Annotated in this window: 18 protein-coding genes; 5 read left to right on the plus strand and 13 right to left on the minus strand. The window is 66.1% G+C overall.

Features of this window, described 5'->3' with window-relative positions; genetic code table 11:
• Positions 1 to 75: 75 nt before the first annotated feature.
• Positions 76 to 486 (minus strand): VOC family protein, encoded by a 411-nt coding sequence (locus ACZ0AJ_RS01865; protein WP_499453621.1) that lies wholly within the window; start codon positions 484 to 486, stop codon positions 76 to 78.
• Between the two features lie 112 nt (positions 487 to 598).
• Here ACZ0AJ_RS01865 and ACZ0AJ_RS01870 point away from each other — a divergent pair, with 112 nt between their 5' ends.
• Entirely contained in the window at positions 599 to 1,264 is a 666-nt protein-coding gene (locus ACZ0AJ_RS01870) for a DUF2076 family protein (RefSeq protein ID WP_499453623.1), read from the plus strand.
• Between the two features lie 20 nt (positions 1,265 to 1,284).
• Here ACZ0AJ_RS01870 and ACZ0AJ_RS01875 read toward each other — a convergent pair whose 3' ends face one another.
• The gene (locus ACZ0AJ_RS01875; RefSeq protein ID WP_499453625.1) at positions 1,285 to 2,109 is read right to left on the minus strand and encodes a helix-turn-helix transcriptional regulator; all 825 of its coding nucleotides are present in this window, start codon (positions 2,107 to 2,109) and stop codon (positions 1,285 to 1,287) included.
• Positions 2,110 to 2,199: 90 nt separating this feature from the next.
• Between ACZ0AJ_RS01875 and ACZ0AJ_RS01880 the strand changes: the two genes are divergently transcribed.
• Positions 2,200 to 3,093, plus strand: a complete 894-nt coding sequence (locus ACZ0AJ_RS01880; protein WP_499453627.1) for an SDR family oxidoreductase — start codon at positions 2,200 to 2,202, stop codon at positions 3,091 to 3,093.
• 18 nt (positions 3,094 to 3,111) lie between these two features.
• Here the strand turns inward: ACZ0AJ_RS01880 and chrA are convergent, their stop codons facing one another.
• The 9 genes from chrA to ACZ0AJ_RS01925 form a co-directional block, all read right to left on the minus strand.
• A complete protein-coding gene (gene chrA, locus ACZ0AJ_RS01885; RefSeq protein ID WP_499453628.1) occupies positions 3,112 to 4,344 on the minus strand; it encodes a chromate efflux transporter in 1,233 nt (410 codons plus the stop codon).
• Positions 4,345 to 4,346: 2 nt separating this feature from the next.
• Positions 4,347 to 5,120 (minus strand): LytR/AlgR family response regulator transcription factor, encoded by a 774-nt coding sequence (locus tag ACZ0AJ_RS01890; RefSeq protein ID WP_332530172.1) that lies wholly within the window; start codon positions 5,118 to 5,120, stop codon positions 4,347 to 4,349.
• A 6-nt stretch (positions 5,121 to 5,126) separates the two neighbouring features.
• Positions 5,127 to 6,032 carry a sensor histidine kinase gene (locus tag ACZ0AJ_RS01895; RefSeq protein WP_499453630.1) on the minus strand — a complete coding sequence of 302 codons (906 nt, stop codon included), beginning with the start codon at positions 6,030 to 6,032 and terminating at the stop codon, positions 5,127 to 5,129.
• A gap of 3 nt (positions 6,033 to 6,035) precedes the next feature.
• On the minus strand, positions 6,036 to 6,314 hold the full coding sequence (locus tag ACZ0AJ_RS01900) for a hypothetical protein (RefSeq protein WP_332530174.1): 279 nt from the start codon (positions 6,312 to 6,314) through the stop codon (positions 6,036 to 6,038).
• Positions 6,315 to 6,475: 161 nt separating this feature from the next.
• Complete coding sequence (locus ACZ0AJ_RS01905; protein WP_499453632.1) at positions 6,476 to 7,090, minus strand: TonB family protein; 615 nt, start codon at positions 7,088 to 7,090, stop codon at positions 6,476 to 6,478.
• A 20-nt stretch (positions 7,091 to 7,110) separates the two neighbouring features.
• On the minus strand, positions 7,111 to 7,674 hold the full coding sequence (locus ACZ0AJ_RS01910; protein ID WP_499453634.1) for a GNAT family N-acetyltransferase: 564 nt from the start codon (positions 7,672 to 7,674) through the stop codon (positions 7,111 to 7,113).
• A 101-nt stretch (positions 7,675 to 7,775) separates the two neighbouring features.
• A complete protein-coding gene (locus ACZ0AJ_RS01915) occupies positions 7,776 to 8,156 on the minus strand; it encodes a hypothetical protein (protein ID WP_499453636.1) in 381 nt (126 codons plus the stop codon).
• Entirely contained in the window at positions 8,143 to 9,903 is a 1,761-nt protein-coding gene (locus ACZ0AJ_RS01920) for an allantoate amidohydrolase (protein WP_499453638.1), read from the minus strand. The genes ACZ0AJ_RS01915 and ACZ0AJ_RS01920 overlap by 14 nt, the downstream gene beginning before the upstream one ends.
• 97 nt (positions 9,904 to 10,000) lie before the next feature.
• On the minus strand, positions 10,001 to 10,939 hold the full coding sequence (locus ACZ0AJ_RS01925) for a LysR substrate-binding domain-containing protein (protein WP_499453640.1): 939 nt from the start codon (positions 10,937 to 10,939) through the stop codon (positions 10,001 to 10,003).
• Positions 10,940 to 11,101: 162 nt separating this feature from the next.
• Here ACZ0AJ_RS01925 and ACZ0AJ_RS01930 point away from each other — a divergent pair, with 162 nt between their 5' ends.
• The gene (locus ACZ0AJ_RS01930; RefSeq protein WP_499453642.1) at positions 11,102 to 12,346 is read left to right on the plus strand and encodes a urate hydroxylase PuuD; all 1,245 of its coding nucleotides are present in this window, start codon (positions 11,102 to 11,104) and stop codon (positions 12,344 to 12,346) included.
• Positions 12,343 to 13,599 carry a M20/M25/M40 family metallo-hydrolase gene (locus ACZ0AJ_RS01935; protein ID WP_499453643.1) on the plus strand — a complete coding sequence of 419 codons (1,257 nt, stop codon included), beginning with the start codon at positions 12,343 to 12,345 and terminating at the stop codon, positions 13,597 to 13,599. Before ACZ0AJ_RS01930 ends, ACZ0AJ_RS01935 begins: the two co-directional genes overlap by 4 nt.
• Before the next feature lie 1,262 nt (positions 13,600 to 14,861).
• Here the strand turns inward: ACZ0AJ_RS01935 and ACZ0AJ_RS01940 are convergent.
• Complete coding sequence (locus ACZ0AJ_RS01940) at positions 14,862 to 16,559, minus strand: vWA domain-containing protein (protein WP_499453645.1); 1,698 nt, start codon at positions 16,557 to 16,559, stop codon at positions 14,862 to 14,864.
• 122 nt (positions 16,560 to 16,681) lie between these two features.
• Positions 16,682 to 19,078: a S9 family peptidase gene (locus ACZ0AJ_RS01945; RefSeq protein ID WP_499453647.1), complete on the minus strand. Its 2,397-nt coding sequence runs from the start codon at positions 19,076 to 19,078 to the stop codon at positions 16,682 to 16,684.
• Positions 19,079 to 19,729: 651 nt separating this feature from the next.
• Between ACZ0AJ_RS01945 and ACZ0AJ_RS01950 the strand changes: the two genes are divergently transcribed.
• Positions 19,730 to 20,374: an ANTAR domain-containing response regulator gene (locus ACZ0AJ_RS01950; RefSeq protein ID WP_183557494.1), complete on the plus strand. Its 645-nt coding sequence runs from the start codon at positions 19,730 to 19,732 to the stop codon at positions 20,372 to 20,374.
• The last annotated feature ends 26 nt before the right edge of the window (positions 20,375 to 20,400 follow it).

Raw genomic sequence — 20,400 nt, forward strand, 5'->3', positions numbered from 1 at the left:
ATATGACGGGCCGCCCGATCACGAAGGCGGCGCAAGGGCGCTAGCATAGCAAACAAGCGCCAGGCCGAGCCAGCATCAGGCGGCGTCCCACGGATCGTAGGTGCCGACCTGCCACAGATGGCCTTCCGGATCGCGGCAGGCGAATGCGCGCCCGCCTTGCGGCGCATCACCGATCGGCTGGGTGATCACCGCGCCACTGCCGAGCACGCGGGCATGCACGGCGTCGGCGTCATCCACATGAAGCCAGATCGTTTGCGTCAACAAGCCGCCGGCCTGTGCCGGTGTCGCCAGCAAGCGGCCGTAGTCGTCGGCTGAGTGGGTGCCGATCATGACCATGCCATCGCCCAGTGTGAGCTCGGCGTGCGCGACTTCGCCCTGCCGGCCCGGGATGCAGCGCCGTATCGTGAAGCCGAAATTCGTGCACAGCCAGGCGAGCATGGCGGGGGTATCGTGGTAACGCAGGCAGGGGACGACGGTGGAAGGCATGGCACGCTCCCGGTTCGGTTGGTCGGAACAGCGAAGACAATCCAAAGATGCTTGAAATTTCGACAACGGGCCCACAATGTAAGCATATCGTACCTTCCAACCGGAGACCATCATGAACCCGTCAGACGAAAAAACCTTGCAGGACTTCCTGGGCCAGCTGGTCCAGGCCCGTGGCGTGACGAAAGATCCACAAGCCGACGCGCTGATCCAGCGCGCCGTGGCCGAGCAACCGGACGCCGCCTACCTGCTGGTGCAGCGCGCGCTGCTGGTGGAGCAGGCGCTGGGAAATGCCAAGGCGCGCATCGCCGAGCTGGAACGTCAGACCACGAAGGGCAGCGGCGGGTTCCTCGACGCGAACACGTGGGGTAATTCGGCGCAAAGTAATCCATCCACACCAGCGCCAGTACAGGGCGCAGCACAGGGTACGGCAGCACCGGCCCGCAGCGGCGGCTTCCTGGGCGGGGCCGGCGGCGGCATGCTGGGCACGATCGCGGCCACGGCGGCAGGCGTGGCCGCGGGCAGCTTCCTGTTCCAGGGTATCGGTAATCTGCTCGATCACAATGGTGCGGGAGCCGGCGCGGAAGGTGGCGCCAATCATCTGCTGGCCGATGCAGGGACGGGTGAAGCGAACAGCGGTGGCGCACTGGCTGACCAGGCGGGCATCGGCGCCATCGATGAACCGAACGCGGCCGACGATCCGCTGGCAGACAGCAACCATGGGGATGAGCCGAGCGGGTTCTTCGATGGCGACGGGTCGGACGAGGGCGTGTTCGGCTGATCAGGCCAACAAGCGCAAGCTCAGCCGGTCACGAGCGCCGTGATCCTGGACGCATCGTCCGGCGTCGCCGGGTTGTAGACGACAATCGACAGGTCCGGCCGGCTATCGACGGCAAACGACGAATATTCCAGTGCGAGCCAGCCGGCCACCGGATGGCGCAACTGCTTCGTGCCTTCGCCGTAGGTGCCAACATCCCGGCTCTGCCATAGCGCGTCGAAGTCCGGGCTGCGCTGGCGCAGTTCGCGGACCAGCGGCGCCGACTGGACGTCGACACCGGCGCGCGTCATGTCGGCCCGGAAGGCCGCGACGACGAACCGCGCCACGCTGTCCCAGTCACGCTGGGCGGCGCGCGTGGCGGGATCACAAAAAATGCGGCGCAGGATGTTGCGGTGCTCGGGCGTGGCGCTGTCGTAGCCGAACACCGCCGCAGCGGCGCGGTTCCAGGCAACCACATCCCAGCTGGCAGTCTTGACGAAGGCCGGACTCGCGGGCAAGGCATCGAGCACGCGCTGGATGCGGGGCGAGATTGCTGCGTGCGGTGCATGGTGCGGCGCCGGCGGGCGCCCCAGCGCCAGCAGGAACAGGTGCTCGCGCTCGGCACCAGTGAGCATCAGCGCCCGCGCGATGCGCCCGGCGACCTCGGCCGACGGGGCGCCGCCCCGGCCCTGTTCCAGCCAGGTGTACCAGGTGGTGCTGATACTGGCGCGCTGCGCGACTTCTTCGCGCCGCAGGCCTGGCGTGCGCCGGCGTGTACTGCCCAGCCCGAGCGCCGCCGGGTCGAGACGGGCGCGGCGGTCTTTCAGGTAGCTGCCCAGCGGATTGTCGCGGCTCGTTGCCCCGTCCATCCTGTTACCTCTTATACCCGTATAAAGTCACTACTTTACCCGGATACGCAGCCCGTCGATAGTGGACATCTACCCAACAAGGAGGATGTCATGCATGTATTCATTACCGGTGCGACCGGGTTCGTCGGCACTGCCGTGGTACAGGATTTACTTGCCGCCGGCCACACCGTCACCGGCCTGACGCGGTCGGAAGCCGGTGCCGCGGCGCTGTCAGCGCTTGGCGTGCGGGCGTGGCGCGGCACGCTCGATGATGTGGATGGACTGCGCGACGCAGTTGCGGCGGCCGATGGCGTGATCCATACTGCGTTCGATCACGACTTTTCACGGTACGCCGCCAACTGCCAGCAGGACCGGCGCGCGATCGAGGCGCTGGGCGCGGCGCTCAAGAGCTCGGATCGCCCGTTGATTGTGACGTCAGGCATGGTGCTCGATGTGCAGGGCCGGTCGGCGACCGAGGCGGATGTGACGTTCCCGCTCAGCCCGGCTTATCCGCGCGCATCGGAACATGCCGCCAGCGCACTGGTCGCGCGCGGTGTGAATGCGTCAGTCGTGCGCCTGCCGCCATCCGTGCACGGTGAGGGCGATCATGGCCTGGTGCCGATGATGATCGGTTTCGCCCGCACAAAAAGGGTGGCGGCGTTTGTCGACGATGGCGCCAACCGCTGGTCGTCGGTGCATCGCCTGGACGCTGCGCGCGTGTTTCGTCTGGCGCTCGAGCGCGCCGCCCCGGGCGCGCGCTATCACGCCGTGGCCGAGGAGGGCGTCCCGTTCCGCGACATCGCAGCGGCGATCGGACGCCGGCTGGGCGTGCCGGTGACGGGCATCGCGCGCGCGGCAGCAGCGCAGCACTTTGGCGCGCTGGCGCATTTCGCCGGCATGGACGTGCCGGCAGCGTGCAGCTGGACGCGCGAGGTGCTCGATTGGCATCCACGCCAGGGCACGCTGATGGAGGATGTCGACAGCACGCGTTATTTCCCGGCTTGATCGGGCACGCGACGCTCGTCAGAGCAGCGTCATCAGTACGCCGGTTGCGGCGGCCAGGGCAACGACCAGCCAGGCCGGCGCGCGCCACGTTACCAGCAGCAGGAAGCAGCCCAGCGCCACGGCGGCGTCACGCAGGTCGAGCACAGCGCTCGTCCAGACGGGGTTGTACAACGCGGCACCGAGGATGCCCACGACGGCGGCATTCGCGCCCATGACAGCGTGGCGCAGCGCGCGCTGGCGCTGCAGCCGGGCCCAGAACGGCAGGGCACCGTAGACGAGCAACAGCCCCGGCAAGAACAACGCCACCAGCGCCACGCAGGCGCCGCCGACGGCGGTGGCGCTCATCCCGGCCTGCGCGCCGAGGAATGCGGCGAACGCAAACAGCGGCCCAGGCAGCGCCTGGGCCATGCCATACCCCGACAGGAATGTTTCGCTGGCGATCCAGCCGCTGGCTACGGTCTCGGCCTGCAGCAACGGCAACACCACGTGCCCGCCGCCGAACACGAGCGCGCCCGACCGGTAGAACGCGTCGAATAAAGCGAGTGGCCGGTACTGCGTGGCAGCGGCGGCGACGGGCAACAGCATGAACAGCAAACCACACAGGACCAGCGCGGCCACGCCGCCCGCCACGCGCACCGGAAACGCGAGCGGGGCAGCGCCGTGCGGTGCCTCGCCGCGGCACCAGGCCCAGCCGGCCAGCGCACCGGCCGCGATGGCGACGAGCTGACCACCGGGGCCGGCAGCAACGACCACAATCGCGATGGCGGCCAGGGCAATCACCTTGCGCTGCCAATCGGGCGTCAGCGTGGCCGCCATGCCCCACACGGCCTGCGCGACAACGGCGACTGCCACCAGTTTCAGCCCGTGCACCGCGCCAGTGGCCAGCGGGCCGGTCGTGACGGCGGCCCCGAGCGCCCAGGCGAGCATCAGCAGCGCCGACGGCAAGGTAAAACCGAGCCACGCGGCGCAGCCACCCAGTACGCCCCCGCCGCGCAGCACGCCGAGCGCAAAGCCAACCTGGCTCGACGCGGGGCCGGGCAGGAACTGGCACAGTGCGACCAGTTCGCCATAGCGCGCGTCGTCCAGCCAGCGGCGGCGCAGGACGAACTCATTGCGGAAGTAGCCCAGGTGGGCGATCGGGCCGCCGAACGAGCGCAGGCCCAGCAGCAGGAAGATTCGGAAGATGGCGAACAGCGAACTGGCGCCTGCGCCATACGCTGGGGGAGGGGGCAGCTCGGGTTGGTCGTGCACGACTACATCTGCTGGAACAGCGTACTGTGATTGCGGCTCACTTCGAGCGCCTCGGGATAGCCGTGCAGCGTGAGCATCTGCCGGCCGCGCAGGTCGCGCCGCACTTCGGCGATCGCATCGACCCGCACCAGCGTCGAGCGATGGATGCGCCAGAATTCGTCGGGATCGAGCGCTTCTTCGAGTTCCTTGAGCGTCTTGCGGATCAGGTGCTGGGCGGTGGCCGTCTGCACCCGCGTGTACTTGTCGTCGGACTGGAAAAACAGCACCTCGGACGTCGCGACCATCCGCAGACTGGTGCCAGACTGGGCCTGGATCCAGCGCAGATACGACGGCTTTGACGACGGCGCCGCGCGACCCAGCAACTGGTCGCCCAGTTGCGCCAGCCGCGCCAGCTGGGCGCCGATGTCCTGCGGCTTGTGCTCGAGCTGACGGCGCAGGCGTGCCACCGTGGTGTCGAGCCGCGCCAGCGTCACGGGCTTGAGCAGGTAATCGATCGCGCCGTGCTCGAACGCTTCGACCGCGTATTGATCGTAGGCGGTCGCGAACACGATGTGGCAGTCGGCGTACAGCTGCCGCGCCGCGTCGATGCCGCCCATGCCCGGCATGCGGATGTCGAGGAACGCGATGTCCGGCTTGTGCTGCGCCGCCAGCGCCACCGCCTCGACCCCGTTGGCGGCTTCGGCAACGATGCGCAGCTCGGGCCACGCCTCGTGCAGGCGCGCCCGTAACTGGTCGCGCATCAGGGCTTCGTCATCGGCAATCAGGGCAGTGGGCATGGATGGTCAACCGTCTTCGGTCATTCGGTACGGCAGGCGGATCGACACGCAGGCGCCGCCCGTCACGGGTGCTTCGATGACGAGTTCGGCTTCCTTGCCGTACAACAGCGCCAGGCGTTCGCGGATATTCGCCAGACCCACGCCGCTGCCGGCATGCAGGTTGAAGCCGACGCCGTCGTCCAGAACATCGACATGCAGCGTGGCGCCTTCGACCCGCGAACGCACGACGATCGTGCCGCCCGCGACCTTGGGCTCGAGTCCGTGCTTGATCGCGTTCTCGATCAGCGTCTGCAGCATCATCGGCGGGAACGGCGCGCTGCCGAGAAAATCGGGCACCTCGAAGCGGACCTGGAGCCGCTCTTTCATCCGCGCCTGCATGATGGCGAGATAGGCGCGCGAGAGTTCGACCTGCTTGCCCAGCGTACCGCCGGTGCCGCCTTTGCCCATCGACCCGCGCATCTGCGGCAGCGACGCGCGCAGGTATTCGATCAGGTGGCCGTGCACACGCGCGGCTTCCTTCGGATCCGTTTCAATCAACTGGCCGATCAGCGCCAGCGTGTTGAACAGGAAGTGTGGCTCGACCTGGGCCTGGAGCGTGGCCATCTGCGCCTCGGTCAGGCGCCGTTCGAGATTGGCCACGTCGGCCTTGCTCGACGCATCGCGCGCCAGCAGTTCGGCGCGGCGCTTGCCGCCGGCAAGTACTTTCACGCCAAACGAGACCAGGATGAACCAGATCGCCGGTTCGACCAGGTTCACGAACAGGCCGGCGACAAAGCTCAGGAACCAGACCAGGTACAGCTGGCGCCATTCGATCAGCGCGAGCCAGTCGAAGAAGCGCCACCACAGGGCGCCCGCTTCGCGCATGGCGTCACGCACGAAGTCGAGCGCGCGGTTGATCTGGACCGCTGCCATGGTTTATTCCCCGCTCGTGTGGCGCAGGCGGCGCTGTGGGCGGCCAAACACGGCCACGGCGACGAACTTCAGTACCAGCAGGCCAACGAACAGGGCCAGCACGATCGGCACGATGGTGACCAGCGCGGCGAGGGCGATGGCGAGCACCAGCAGCACCGGCCACGGCATGCGGGTCAGGTAGCGTGCGCCGGATTTGGCCAGGCGCCAGGTGGTGCGGCCGGCCACTTCGGCGTTGCGCAGGATCGACTGGAAGCGGCTGGCGGGCGTATGAATGGTTTTCACGTGCAGTCCTTTCAAAGAGTGATGACCCTACTGTAGGGATGCATCTCGCCCAGGCCAAGGGCGATCCGACGAACGGTGCGATTGCCGGGGCGAGCGGTCGTCAGCGTGGATGAGCGGGGCACGGTTTTGCGTGTCGATACGGCGGCGCTGCACGATGGGTGCTACGGCGCGATGAGCTTGAGCGCTTCCTGGCGCATCACGTCGAGCATGCCTGCCTGCGGCGTGCGCGCGCAGCCGGCCAGTGTCGCGTCGAACAGCGTGTCGGCCGGCGGAAAGGTGCGGCGTTCGCCTTCGCGCTGAAAGCTGTAGATCAGTTTGCCGACGCTCTCATAGAACACCGGCAGTTCGCGCAGGCTGCGTTCCGGGAACGTCGCGCTGTGGTAGGCCACATCGACGTTCAGGTCGGCGCAGGTCTTGGTGGCGATGGTCCCGGTGTGATCCTTGCGGAAGCGGTACGTGACCGTGCCACTGGGGGCGCCATCCACGCTCGTGATGTCGAGCTGCCTGGCCATGCCGAGGGCCAGCGCATCGAGATCGGCCGAGCGCGACGAAGCGCGCACCGTCGCTGCGGCCTTGCGACCGCGCGTGCCGGGCGTGAGCTCGATCGTGACCGCGCCCTGAACGCCACGCCGCACGAGTGCCTGCGGATAGCTGGCGTCACTGGCGTAGATCGTGATTTCGCGCCAGGCCGGTATCGTGGCCTGGGCCGCGACCGATTGCGGGGCCAGCCCAAGAACTCCAAGCGCCAGGGTCGAACACGCTGCGATGGTTTTCATGGCTGGCCTTTGCATCGTCGTCAGGACGCCTTGCGCTCGTTCCAGTAATCGCGCAGCAGGCCGTAGAACACGGTGTCGGCGTATTCGCCGTGCACGCGCCAGCGCTGCGGCATGAAGCCTTCCTTGCGAAAACCGAGTTTTTCGAGCACGTGGGCGGACGCGTCGTTGCGCGGGTCGATGTCGGCCTCGACCCGGTTGATGCCAACTTCGTTGAAGCCGTGATCGAGCACCGCTTCGATCGCTTCGCTGGCATACCCATTGCCCCAGTGGCCCTTGGCGATGGCGTAGCCCAGTTCGCAGCGGTTGTACTGGTTATAAAAGTGGTGCAGGGCGACGGTGCCGATCACTTCGCGGCTGCCCGCCAGTTCGATGGCAAAGCGCAGCTCGGTCTCGTCGCGGTACGCTTCAAGCGCGCGCGCGATGGCGGTGTCGGCCATCGAGATGTCGGTCCACGGCTCGGCGCTCCAGTAGCGCACGACGGCAGGGTCGGAAAAAATGGCATACAGGGCCCGTGCATCGGTGGCGGCCAGCGGGCGCAGCATCAGGCGTTGGGTGGTCAGTACAGGGGTGCTATAAGTCGACATGGGTTTGCATTGTCATAGTTGTAAGCGTTAGCATACCATCGACTCGGGGCGTGCAGACAAGCGCCGTTCTGTTTTACGGTGCGATCGAGGCAGGTAGCGGGTCAGCCTGCGTTGGTGCGAAGGCGGTCGACCGCAGCGTTGATGCGGGCCACCGCCGCGTTGGCATCGGGCACGCCGATGACGAGCCGGGTCCATTCATTGCCGCTCATTTCGATGACGATCGTGTGCAGCGTGCGGCGCGTGAAAACGAACTGCCTGTCGCCGCTCTTGAGAAAGGCGCCAGCAGCGACGACGAAGGGGACATGCGTTCCGGGGAGGCGCAGGCCCAGCTTGAACCGGCTTGAACCACCGTAGCCATCGTCCTGGATGGCGCTGCGGACCTGCGCGAGCGGAACATGGACGTCTGCGCTCAAGGCCATCATCTGTTCCCATTTGCCCATGCGAACGATGAGTTCGTTGTCGGTCAGTTCAAGTTGCGGCATTGTCCATAAATCCCAGCAAGAAGCCGGAAAAAACCTGTCCCGCGATATCGGCATCGTCCGCCGTCATCGTCTCGAGCGGATTGTGACTGATTCCGCCGTTGCCGCAGCGGACGAACAGCATCGCCACGTCGGTCAATTCTGCCATGCGCATGGCGTCGTGGCCGGCGCCCGATGGCAGCTCGAAATGGGGCAGGCCAGCCCGTTCCACTGCTGCGCCCAGCTGCGCCATCAGGCGCGGCGCGCACGGCACGGCGTCGATCTCCAGCAGCTTGACCAGCCGTTCGCCGATGCCGCGCGCGGCGCAGATGGCGCTGATGCCGGCCAGGATATCGCCCACCGCAGCCAGGCGCACCGCATCGTCGGCGGCGCGGATGTCGAGTGACAAGCGACACGCGCCGGGAATCACGTTGACCGAGCCGCCCGGCACCTCGAGCTGGCCGACCGTGCCGACCAGGGCCGTGCCCTGGCGGCAGCGCGCTTCCACCAGTAGCACGATCTCGGCGGCAGCGGCAGCCGCATCGCGCCGCATGCCCATCGGCGTGGTGCCCGCGTGGCTGGCCACGCCGCGCAGTTCGACGATATAGCGCGAGCTGCCGGCAATCGCGCTCACCACGCCCAGCGGCAAGCCACGTTCGAGCAGCACCGGGCCTTGCTCGATATGGACTTCGACAAAGCCGAGCAGCAGCGCAGGATCGCGTGCGATGGCGGCGATGTGCGCAGGATTGTGACCAGCCTGTGCCAGCGCGTCGCCCAGCATAACGCCCTCACTGTCGACCGCGCTTAATAAACCCATGTCGAAGCTGCCCGCAACCGCGCTGCTGCCCAGGAACGTGCTGCGGAAACGCACGCCTTCTTCTTCGGCAAACGCGATCACTTCCAGGTCGTACGGCAGGCGCTGGCCGCGCGCGTGCAGGTCGGCGACGACGGCGATCGGCAGCAGGATGCCCAGACGGCCGTCGTATTTGCCGCCATCGCGCACGGTGTCGTAGTGCGAGCCCGTGGCCAGCGTTCTGGCGCCCGGCTGCGCGGCGACGTAGCGGCCGACGACATTGCCTACCGCGTCGATGTGGACCGTCATGCCGGCTTCGCGCATCCAGCCGGCAATGCACGCGGCGGTGCGCTGGTGGGCCGGCGTCATGTAGGCGCAGGTCAGGTTCGTTTCAACGTCGCTGATGGTGCCCAGCGTTTCGCACCAGTCCATCACGCGCGCGCCAAGCGACGGCGTCACGCCCAGCAGTGCGTTCAGCCGGATCTCGGCGATGCGGTGCACCTGGCGCAGCGCCTCGCGCAGCTCGTCGCCGCGCGCATTGCCAATGCGCCGCTCGAAGGTGGCGATGATGGCCTGGCGCGACAGGCCCTGGCCGGTCGGGCCCTTGACCGCGAGGATGAACGGAAAGCCGAAGCGGCCGTTGTAGTCGGCATTGAGCGCATGCAGCTGCGCGTATTCGTGCGGCGTGCACCGGTCCAGTCCCGAACTGGCTTGCTCGCTCGTGGATTCGGCGGTCAGGGCGCCGGCAATCGCCGCCTTGCCGGCCAGTTCCGGGTGGGCGCGCAGCAGCGCCAGTTGTTCGTCGATGCTGGCCGTGTCCACCACCGACTGCAAGGCGCGCTTGAGCGCGGCCAGGCTGGCGAACGGGCGGGCGGGCGCCGCACGCGCCGCGATCCATGGCGAATGCTCGTAGATGCCGCGCAGGGCCTCGACAAAGCCGACGGCCTCGCATGCGTTCAGCGTTGCGATCGTGGTCATGTGCGCTCCTTGGTGGTCAAGCGGTCGATCATACGGTCTCGCGGTGGCTGTGCCCATATCGCCCGGCGGATGGCTGCCAGCAGCGGGCGCATATAGACTACCCCTGCACCAGTGCGCGCGCCGCGCTGCTGACCTGGTCGCGCAGCCATTTGTGCTCGGTCGACTGGTGCACGCGCTGGTGCCACAACTGGTAAAAGCGCATCGGCGGAAACTTCACCGGCACTGTGAAGCTTTTCAAAGGCAGCGTCTTCTCAAAGGCGCGGATGAACTGGCGGCCGGTGGTCAAGACCAGGTCACTTTGCGTGAGCATGTACGGGATCACGCCGAAGTAGGGCGACTCCACCGCCACGCGGCGCTGCAGGCCCAGACGTTCGAGATGCGCGTCGATCACGCCGTGATACCCGGGCAGCATCTGGGTCGGGGCGACATGGGGCAGGTCGAGATAATCCTCGAGCGTCATCGCGTCCGGCGCCGTGCGCCGCGCGTACGGACTGTCGGCGCGCATCGTGCAGATAATCGGGTCTTCGAACAGCTTCGAGATGTGCAGGTGCGCCGGCGGCTCGTCCCAGTTGGCGATCACCAGGTCCATGTCGCCGTCGGACAGCATGCGCAGGTAATCCTGCCCCGGCCCCAGTGCGTGGATCACGACCTTGCTGCCGGGCGAGCCGCGGCGCAGCAGCGCCACCACGTTGGGCAGGAAGCGCGCATCGAGGTAATCCGGCGCGGCGATGTGGAAGGTACGCGCGGCGTCTTCGGGCTGGAACGGTGCCTTGCGCACGAACAGGCTCTCGGCTTCGTCCAGAATGCGCTTGGCGGGTTTCAGCAGACCTTCGCCGTGCTGCGTCGGCACCATGCCGCGTGCGCCGCGCACGAGGATCGGATCGCCCGTCAGTTCGCGCAGCTTGCGCAGCGAGGCGGAAATCGAGGGCTGCGGTTGATTGAGTTTGAGCGCCACGCGCGAGACGTTTTTCTCCACCAGCAGCAGGTAGAGGATGCGGATCAGGTGCAGGTCGAGGTTGCGGGGCAGGCTGGACATGGCCGTGAAATCTTCGTTGTATATCGAGTCGGATATGTCGAATATACGCCGATTTTGTTGTTGCAGAAATGGAAATCAGCGTATCGTCAAGCCGTCGGTCGCCGTGGTTGCACTGGCGCGCGCGCGTAGTTCCCCCTGAATCTGCGACCCTGAAGGACGCCCATGTTCGACCCCGGATACCTGGCCCCCTACGTTCTCGAATGGCTCAATCTGCTGGTGCGCTGGCTGCACATCATCACCGGCATCGCCTGGATCGGCGCATCGTTCTACTTCGTCTGGCTCGACAACACGATCAAGCCGCCGGCGCCCGGTTCGGACCTCGAGCGCAAGGGTGTCGCCGGCGAGCTGTGGGCCGTGCACGGCGGTGGCTTCTACAATCCACAAAAATACCTGGTGGCGCCTGCAGAACTGCCAAAGGAGCTGCACTGGTTCAAATGGGAAGCCTATTCCACGTGGCTCTCGGGCTTCGCGCTCCTGACCATCGTCTATTACATGAACGCGAAAGCGATGATGATCGACCGCAGCGTGGCGGATCTGTCGAGCGGGCAGGCGATCGGGATCGGCATCGGCAGCCTGGTCGTGGGCTGGATCGTCTACGACCTGCTGTGCCGCTCGCCGCTGGTGCAGCGCCAGCTGGCCTTTGGCGCGACGATCTTCCTGTTCTTGGTTGGCAGCAGCTGGGTGCTCACGCACCTGCTCAGCGGCCGCGCGGCGTACCTGCACGTGGGCGCGATGATCGGCACGATGATGGTCGCGAACGTGGCGATGCTGATCATTCCCGGCCAGCGCAAGATGGTGAATGCCATGCTGGCGGGGCAGAAGCCCGACCCGGTCCACGGTATCAAGGCCAAGCAGCGCAGCGTCCACAATAATTACTTCACGCTGCCGGTGCTGTTCATCATGATCAGCAACCACTACGCGATGACCTACAACCACCCGCACGCATGGGCAGTGCTGGGCGTGATCATGCTGGCCGGCGTGTTGATCCGCCACTTCTTCAACCTGCGCCACAAGGGCCGCATCGAATGGCGGTACCCTGTGGCGGGCGCCGTGCTGCTGCTGGGCCTTGGCGTGCTGCTGGCGCCGGCCCGGCCGGTGCGCGTCGATCCGGTGGTTACTACCGCGACGGCCGATGCAGCACGCTTTGCCGAGGTCCGCACGATCATGGGGGCGCGCTGCGTTTCGTGCCATGCAGCGCAACCGACGCAGCCCGGCTTTGCGGCCGCACCGCTGGGCGTCATGCTCGAAACGCCGGAACAGATCGGCCAGAACGCCGCGCGCATCTACCAGCAGACAGTCCAGACCAGGGCCATGCCGCTGGCGAATCTGACGCACATGACCGATGCCGAACGCGCCGTGGTCAAGGCCTGGTTCGAGGCCGGCGCCAACACAGGAAACACACCATGAACGCACTGCAGACACGCCTGACCGACTGGATCGACGCGCACTTTGATGACGAAGTGGGCTTCCTGCAGGCTGTCGTGCGGATCCCTACCGATACGCCACCGGGCAACAATGCGCCGCACGCCGAGGCCGTGGCCGACATGCTCGAGGGCGCCGGCTGGCCAGTCGAGCGGCACGCGGTGCCGTCGCAGCAGGTCGTCGACTACGGCCTGGAAAGCATCACGAACCTGATCGTGCGCCGGCCGTATGGCGCAGACGGGCCGACGCTGGCGCTCAATGCGCATGGCGACGTCGTACCGCCGGGCGAAGGCTGGACCCATCCGCCGTATGGCGCCGTGATCGAAGACGGCTACTTGTACGGGCGCGCGGCGGCGGTATCGAAAAGCGATTTCGCCACCTATGTATTCGCGGTGCGTGCGCTTGAAGCCCTGGGCGCGCCGCTGCGTGGCGGCGTTGAGCTGCACTTTACCTATGACGAGGAATTCGGCGGGCTGCTGGGGCCGGGCTGGCTGCTGGAGCAGGGCCTGACGCAGCCCGATTACGTGATCGCCGCCGGTTTCGGCTACAGCATCATCACGGCGCACAACGCCTGCCTGCAGCTGGAAGTGACGGTGCATGGCAAGGCCGGCCACGGCGCGATGCCCGACACCGCGGTCGATGCGCTGCAGGCAGCCACGCGCGTGCTCAATGCCATCTACGGCGACCTGCCACGGCTCAAGACCATCAAGTCGGGCGTGCCCGGCATCGATTCGCCGACAATGCTCGTCGGACGCATCGACGGCGGCACGAATACCAATGTCGTGCCGGGCAAGGTCGTGCTGAAGCTCGACCGGCGCATGATTCCCGAAGAAGACCCGGGCGCGGTCGAAGCCCAGGTACGCGCGCTGATCACGGACGCGGTGGCCGGCATGCCCGGCATCCGGCTCGACATCAAGCGCCTGCTGCTGTCGCAGGCATTGCGCCCGCTACCCGGCGCGCAGCCGCTGGTCGAGAGCTTGCGCCGCAACGCGCACGCCGTGCTCGGCGAAGCCATTCCCGCCGTCGGCACGCCGCTGTATGCCGATGCGCGCCTGTATGGTGAGCGCGGCATTCCGGCCGTGCTGTATGGGGCCGGGCCGCGCACGGTCACGGAGGCCAACGCGAAGAAGGCCGACGAGCGGCTGGCGCTGGAAGACTTGCGCAGCGCCACCAAGGTGGTGGCGCTGACGCTGCTGGACATGCTGGGCGTCGAGGCACAGCAGGCCGACAATCGTTAGCATCAAACGTCGTTCCCGCGAAGGCGGGAACCTAAGTCAGTGACGATACCGCGACGATCAAACGCCGCGGCGACGCAAGCACACTTGGGTTCCCGCCTGCGCGGGAACGACGGTTTCGCGTGTCGCGTGGTACCGATGCAGGTCGTCAATCGTTAGTATCAGCCCGTCGTTCCCGCGAAGGCGGGAACCTAAGTCAGTGACGATACCGCGTCGATCGAACGCCGCGGCGACGCAAGCACACTTGGGTTCCCGCCTGCGCGGGAACGACGGTTTCGCGTGTCGCGTGGTACCGATGCAGGTCGTCAATCGTTAGTATCAGCCCGTCGTTCCCGCGAAGGCGGGAACCTAAGTCAGTGACGATACCGCGTCGATCGAACGCCGCGGCGACGCAAGCACACTTGGGTTCCCGCCTGCGCGGGAACGACGGTTTCGCGTGTCGCGTGGTACCGATGCAGGTCGTCAATCGTTAGTATCAGCCCGTCGTTCCCGCGAAGGCGGGAACCTAAGTCAGTGACGATACCGCGTCGATCGAACGCCGCGGCGACGCGGGCACACTTGGGTTCCCGCCTGCGCGGGAACGACGGTTTCGCGTGTCGCGTGGTACCGATGCAGGTCGTCAATCGTTAGTATCAGCCCGTCGTTCCCGCGAAGGCGGGAACCTAAGTCAGTGACGATACCGCGTCGATCGAACGCCGCGGCGACGCGGGCACACTTGGGTTCCCGCCTGCGCGGGAACGACGGTTTCGCGTGTCGCGTGATACCGATGCAGGTCGTCAATCGTTAGTATCAGCACGTCGTTCCCGCGAAGGCGGGAACCTAAGTCAGTGACCATACCGCGTCGATCGAACGCCGCGGCAACGCGGGCACACTTGCGTTCCCGCCTGCGCGGGAACGACGGTTTCGCGTGTCGCGTGATACCGATGCAGGTCGTCAATCGTTAGTATCAGCACGTCGTTCCCGCGAAGGCGGGAACCTAAGTCAGTGACGATACCGCGTCGATCGAACGCCGCGGCGACGCGGGCACACTTGGGTTCCCGCCTGCGCGGGAACGACGGTTTCGCGTGTCGCGTGATACCGATGCAGGTCGTCAATCGTTAGTATCAGCACGTCGTTCCCGCGAAGGCGGGAACCTAGGTCAGTGACCATACCGCGTCGATCGAACGCCGCGGCAACGTGGGCAACCTTGGGTTCCCGCCTGCGCGGGAACGACGGTTTTACGTGTCGCTGATCGCATGATGTCATCGTCCCTCATACCTGGCACATCAGGGCCGCCCGGTCGCCCCGGCCTGGCCCAGCGATTCCGCCATCCGCACGAGCTTGACGAATTCGGCGCGATAGCCGTCAGTGTCAGCGCCCCGTGCGTCGTTCGCCAGCGTGGCGATGTCGGCGTAGCTGTAGTCACTGACCTGCGGCTCGCCGCGCAGGCGCTGGCCGAACGCGGCCACGGCCACCGCGAAGCGCTGGTCGGTTGGCGCGGCGGCCAGCGTGGCGCCCGCCGTTGCCGGGCGCACCGGCTGCTCGGCCAGGCGGCTCTTGCTCTCGCCCGGCAGCTTGTAGCGCACCCGTACGAACGCCAGCTCGTCATTTTTGCCCGCAGGTGCGGCTTTCTTGGCGGCGCCATAGCGCAGCGGGTCGACCAGTTTGGCAGCACCCGCTGCCGGCGTGATCTCGTAAATCGCCGTCACCGTGTGGCCGGCGCCCATGTCGCCCGCATCGACCTTGTCGTCCTTGAAGTCCTGGCGCGCCAGCATGCGCGTCTCGTAGCCGATCAGGCGGTAGGCCGCCACGCGGGCCGGGTTGAACTCGACCTGCATCTTGACGTCGTTCGCGATCGGGAACACCGTCGAGCCAAGTTCGCCCTGCAGCGCCTTGCGCGCTTCCAGCAGTGAGTCGATGTAGGCGGCATTGCCATTGCCCGACTGCGTCAGGCGCTGAATCAGCGCATCGTTCAGGTTACCGTCGCCAACGCCGAAAATCGACAGGTAGACGCCGCTCTTGCGCTTGTCGGCGATGAAGGTTTCGAGCTGGCGCGGGTCCCTCACGCCGATATTGAAGTCGCCGTCGGTGGCGAGGATGACGCGGTTGACGGCTTTCGCATCGAAATGGCGCTGGGCCATGGCGTAGGCGCGCTCCAGGCCATCGCGGCCGGCCGTGCCGCCGGCTGCCTGCAACGCATCGATGGCGTCGATGATCTTCTGCTTGTCGCCCCCCGTGGTTGGTTCGAGCGCCACCGTCGTGCCATTGGCGTAGGTAACGATCGCCACCCGGTCCTGTTCGCGCAAGCCCTGTGCGAACAGGCGAAAGCCCTGCTTGAGCAGCGGCAGGCGGTCTTGCGGGGCCATCGAGCCGGACACGTCGACCAGCAGCACGACGTTCATCGGCGGCCGTTCGGCGCGCTGCAGGTCGTAACCGCGCACGGCCACGTGCAGCAGCTGGTTGTCCGCATTCCACGGGCTGGGCATGATGGCCGTGGTCAGCGCGAATGGCTGGCTGGCCTTGTTCGGTGCGGCATAAGCGTAGGGGAAGTAGTTCACCATTTCCTCGACCCGCACGGCGGCCGGTGGCGGCAGCCTGCCGGCGCTCAGCTGGCGTCGCACGTAGGCATACGAGGCGGTGTCGACGTCGCTGCTGAAAGTGGAGACGGGTTGTTCTTCGACCAGCACCGCGCGGTTGGCCTGGGCGTCGGGGAAGCGCTCTGCGCCCGGTGCGTACTGTGGCATCGGGTAAGGCATCGTGGCCAGGCGACGCTGGAAGGTCGACGGCGGTACGCCGGCGTAGCCTGAATACGAGGAGATCGCGCTGCCAGTCATCTCGACCCGCTTCCCGGGCGCCGGCGGCTGCGGCGGCGCTGCGGCGCTGGCCACTTGCAGCTGCTGCGGGGCGCTGCAGGCAGCCAGCAGCAGGGTCGCTGCAACGAGGGGCAAAGCGGCGGGCAGGGCGACGGCGCGCGAGCGTGGCATGGCGGGACCTCATGACGTGATGGTTGTCATAAGGTGCACCAGCCGCGCGCCGCCGGCAATCGCGCTTACATCCTGTAATGCCTATGCACGCAGGGTATGCGCAGCGGTTGCCGGCGTGTGGATTACTTCTGCTTGAGCGAGCGCTCGAACAGCTGATAGATCCGGCGGTACTGGTCGTACCAGGCTTCGGGCTGCACGTAGCCGTGGCGTTCGAGCGGGTAGCTCGCCATCTCCCAGTGGTCCTTCTTCATCTCGATCAGGCGCTGCGCCATGCGCACCGAGTCCTGGTACAGCACGTTATCGTCGATCATGCCGTGCGAGATCAGCAGGTGGCCCTTGAGGTTCTGCGCGTACTCGATCGGCGACGATTTTTTATACGCTTCCGGGTCGATGTCCGGCGTGTTGAGGATGTTGGCCGTGTACTCGTGGTTGTAGGTGGTCCAGTCGGTCACGGGGCGCAGCGCGGCGCCGGCCTTGAACACGTCCGGTGCGCGCATCAGCGCCATGAAGGTCATGAAGCCGCCGTAGCTGCCGCCATACACGCCGATATTGTTGGCGTCGCCTTGCTGCTGGCCGACCAGGTACTTCACGCCGTCGAGATAATCGTCCAGTTCCGGGTGACCCATCTGGCGGTAGATCGCGGTGCGCCATTTGGCGCCATAGCCTTTCGAGGCGCGGTAATCCATGTCCAGCACGATGTACCCCTGCTGGACCAGCAGGTTGTGGAACATCTGCTCGCGGAAGTAGACCGGATAACGCTTGCTGACGTTCTGCAGGTAGCCGGCGCCGTGCACGAACATCACGACCGGGTAGGTCTTGCCGGCTTCCAGCTGCGCAGGCCGATACAGCTTGGCGTGCACCGGATCGCCACCGGCGCTCGATGGCACGGCCACGTATTGCGGCTCGATCCACTCGCGCGCCTTGAAGTCCGGCGTGCGGGTGTCGGTCAGTTTGGTGGCGGCGCCGCCCGAGACGGGCACGGTCGCGATCTGGACCGGCGTGTAGCTCGACGACCAGTGCACCAGCAGCTTGTTCTGGTCCGGCGACAGGTTGAAGCGTTCGACGCCGTCGAGCTTCGTTACTTCGCGCACCGCGCCACCCTTGGCGCTCACGGCGCAGACTTCATAGTCGCCCGGCGCTTCGTGGTTGCACAGCATGTAGGCGGTGCTGCCATCCGCGCTCCAGCGCACGTCGCTGGCTTCCCATTTGCCCGAGGTCAGCGCACGTGGCGCAGCCGATCCGGCGCCCATGGTGTCCTGCGTGTACAGGTGCGAGTAGCCCGATTCTTCCGACAGGTACCACAGCGTGCGGTTGTCCGGCAGCCAGCCGAATTCAGCATTGTCGTAATTGACCCAGGCGCCGTCAGTGACGCGGTTCAGGGGTTTCAGTTTGGCGTCACGCAGGTCGACGCTGGCGATCCAGCGGTCCTTGTTGTCGACTGAGCGCAGCATCACGGCGACGTTGGCGCCATTGCTGCTCCAGTCGATCGCATTGCGGCCACCCGAGACGACGACTGGCCGATTGCCCTTGAGCGGGTCCTTCTTGGCGGCGGCGCGCAGCGCGGCCAGCGGATCGACGGTGATGCCGGGCAGGGTGTCGAAGCCGATGTCCTTGACGGTATTGGTGCGCAGGTCGACCAGTTTCAGTGAATGCGCCGGCGGCATATTGCGGCCCACGCGCGTGCGCACGTCTTCCGTTTCTTCGTAGCCCGATTCGTTCACGTAGCGCGGCATCTTGCCCACGCGGCCCTTGTCGGCGCTCTTGGCGGCGGTGACGACCAGCAGCCAGCGGCCGTCCGGCGACAGCGAACTGGCCTCCAGCGTGACCTTGTCGCCCAGGTAGACGGGCGTTGGCGCCATCGAGGCATCGACCCGGCGCAGTTCGTCGTTGCGGGCGCGCAGCGCGTCGCGGTCATCCTTCTGGCGCTTGAGGTGCTCGATCAGGCGCAGTTCGGTCGCGCGGTAGGCGTCGTCTTCGGGTGCGTTCGGGTCCTTCGCCGCGCGCGGCAGCGCGGCCGGGCCGGTAACCCGGGTGACGCGGTCCCACACATACCAGTCGGTGCCGATGCGGTACTGCACCGAGCGTTCGTCGGCCGCGTACTGCGCGTTGCCGATGCGGGTCGCGCCGCGCGTGACCTGCACCAGCTGGCCCGATTTCAGGTCGCGCTCGAACAGGTCGTTGTTGCGGATGACCAGCATGCGCGTGTTGTTGCGGTTGTAGACCACGTCGGCGCTGTCGATCTTCGTCAGCTCGGCGTCGCTCACCATCTGCGCCTTGCCGGCGTTCGCGCCGGCCTGGAACGTGTCGCGCACGGGCGAGCCGGTGCGTTTCTGCTTGTAGTACACCTGCTTGCTGTCCCAGCTGAACCAGGCGTCTTCCACCGGCGTGCCGATCCAGTCGGGATGGCTCATGGCCTGGTCGAGGGTGATGGGTGTCGGTGCTGCTGCTGCCGGCAGTGCGATCGATGCCAGCGAGGCCGCGAACGAGGCCGCAAAGAGGGTGAGTGCAGGTGTGCGCATGGGTATGTGGTAAGTGAAAGAAGGGCTTTCTGGCCAGAAATGCGAATGCATTCTAGCGCAGCCACTTGCCACGGCGCGCGGATCGGAGAAGGTTTTTTTACTATAAATACAAACGCCGGCAGTATGTCAATACGGCCGGCGTTCGGTATTACAGGCGGATTATTCTGCCTTGATCGGGGCGTTTGCCCTGTTGCTCACATTGCCTTGAACGGGCCTTTTGGCGGACGTGGCAGGTACATCGAGACACGGGCGGCAACGGTCAGCACGGCCAGGGCGATGGTCAGGTATTCGAGTGGATGCATGATTAACCCCGCACCGATGGAGCGTAACCGCCGTGGGCGATGTACAGGTCTTGCGAAAAACTACGGATGGCGGCGATGGCCGCTGCGAAGAAATTGGTTTGCTGGATAGCTGCAGTCATGTTGCGCTCCTGGTTAAATACTGTCATGTTGCGTTGCAGTATAAGAGTCATCGAGTCATAAGAAAACTTTTCATTCGTGATTCCCGCGATTCATGAAACGAATAATTGTTTAGTTGCTTACTGGAAAGATATGCGCTTGACGCATATCTCGACAGTGGATACACGCATAAGAAGGGCAAGGATTCAATGCAATGGGGCAACACGGTACGATTCTTGCATGCAAAAACAGCATGAAACCGCGAGACACAACAACCCCACATTTGCGCATTGTTGTGGTGCTGTCTGCAACAGCACCCGGCGCGGACCCCGACGCGGCCCAGGCGGCGCAGACCCGGCGCAGCACCGCACTGCGCATTGGTCTGCTCGAATCGGGCTACGATCTGGTCGCATCGCTCCCGGCCGACGTGTTCCTGCCCGAGCGCATCGCGCAGTTGCAGCCCGACCTGATCATCCTCGACAGCGAGTCCGACGCGCGCGACGTGCTCGAACACATCGTGATCGCCACCCGCGACGCGCGCCGGCCCATCGTGCTGTTCACCGAAGACGACGCCCCGGCCAGCATGGACGCCGCACTGGAAGCGGGCGTATCGGCGTACATCGTGGCCGGCCTGCAGGCCGAGCGCGTCAAGCCGGTGCTCGACGTCGCGCTGGCGCGCTTCCGGCGCGAGCAGCGGTTACTGGATGAACTGAGCGATACCCGGCAAAAGCTGGCTGAGCGCAAGGTGCTCGACCGCGCCAAGGGCATGTTGATGACGCGCTACCAACTGACCGAGGACCAGGCCTACCAGCGCCTGCGCAGCCTGGCCATGAACAAGAACATGAAGCTGGTCGACGTCGCGCAGCGCCTGATCGACGTGGAAGACCTGCTGGGCTAAGCGCCTTGCAGCTAACAAGAACATCA

Source organism: Telluria sp. AC161 (assembly GCF_979258535.1).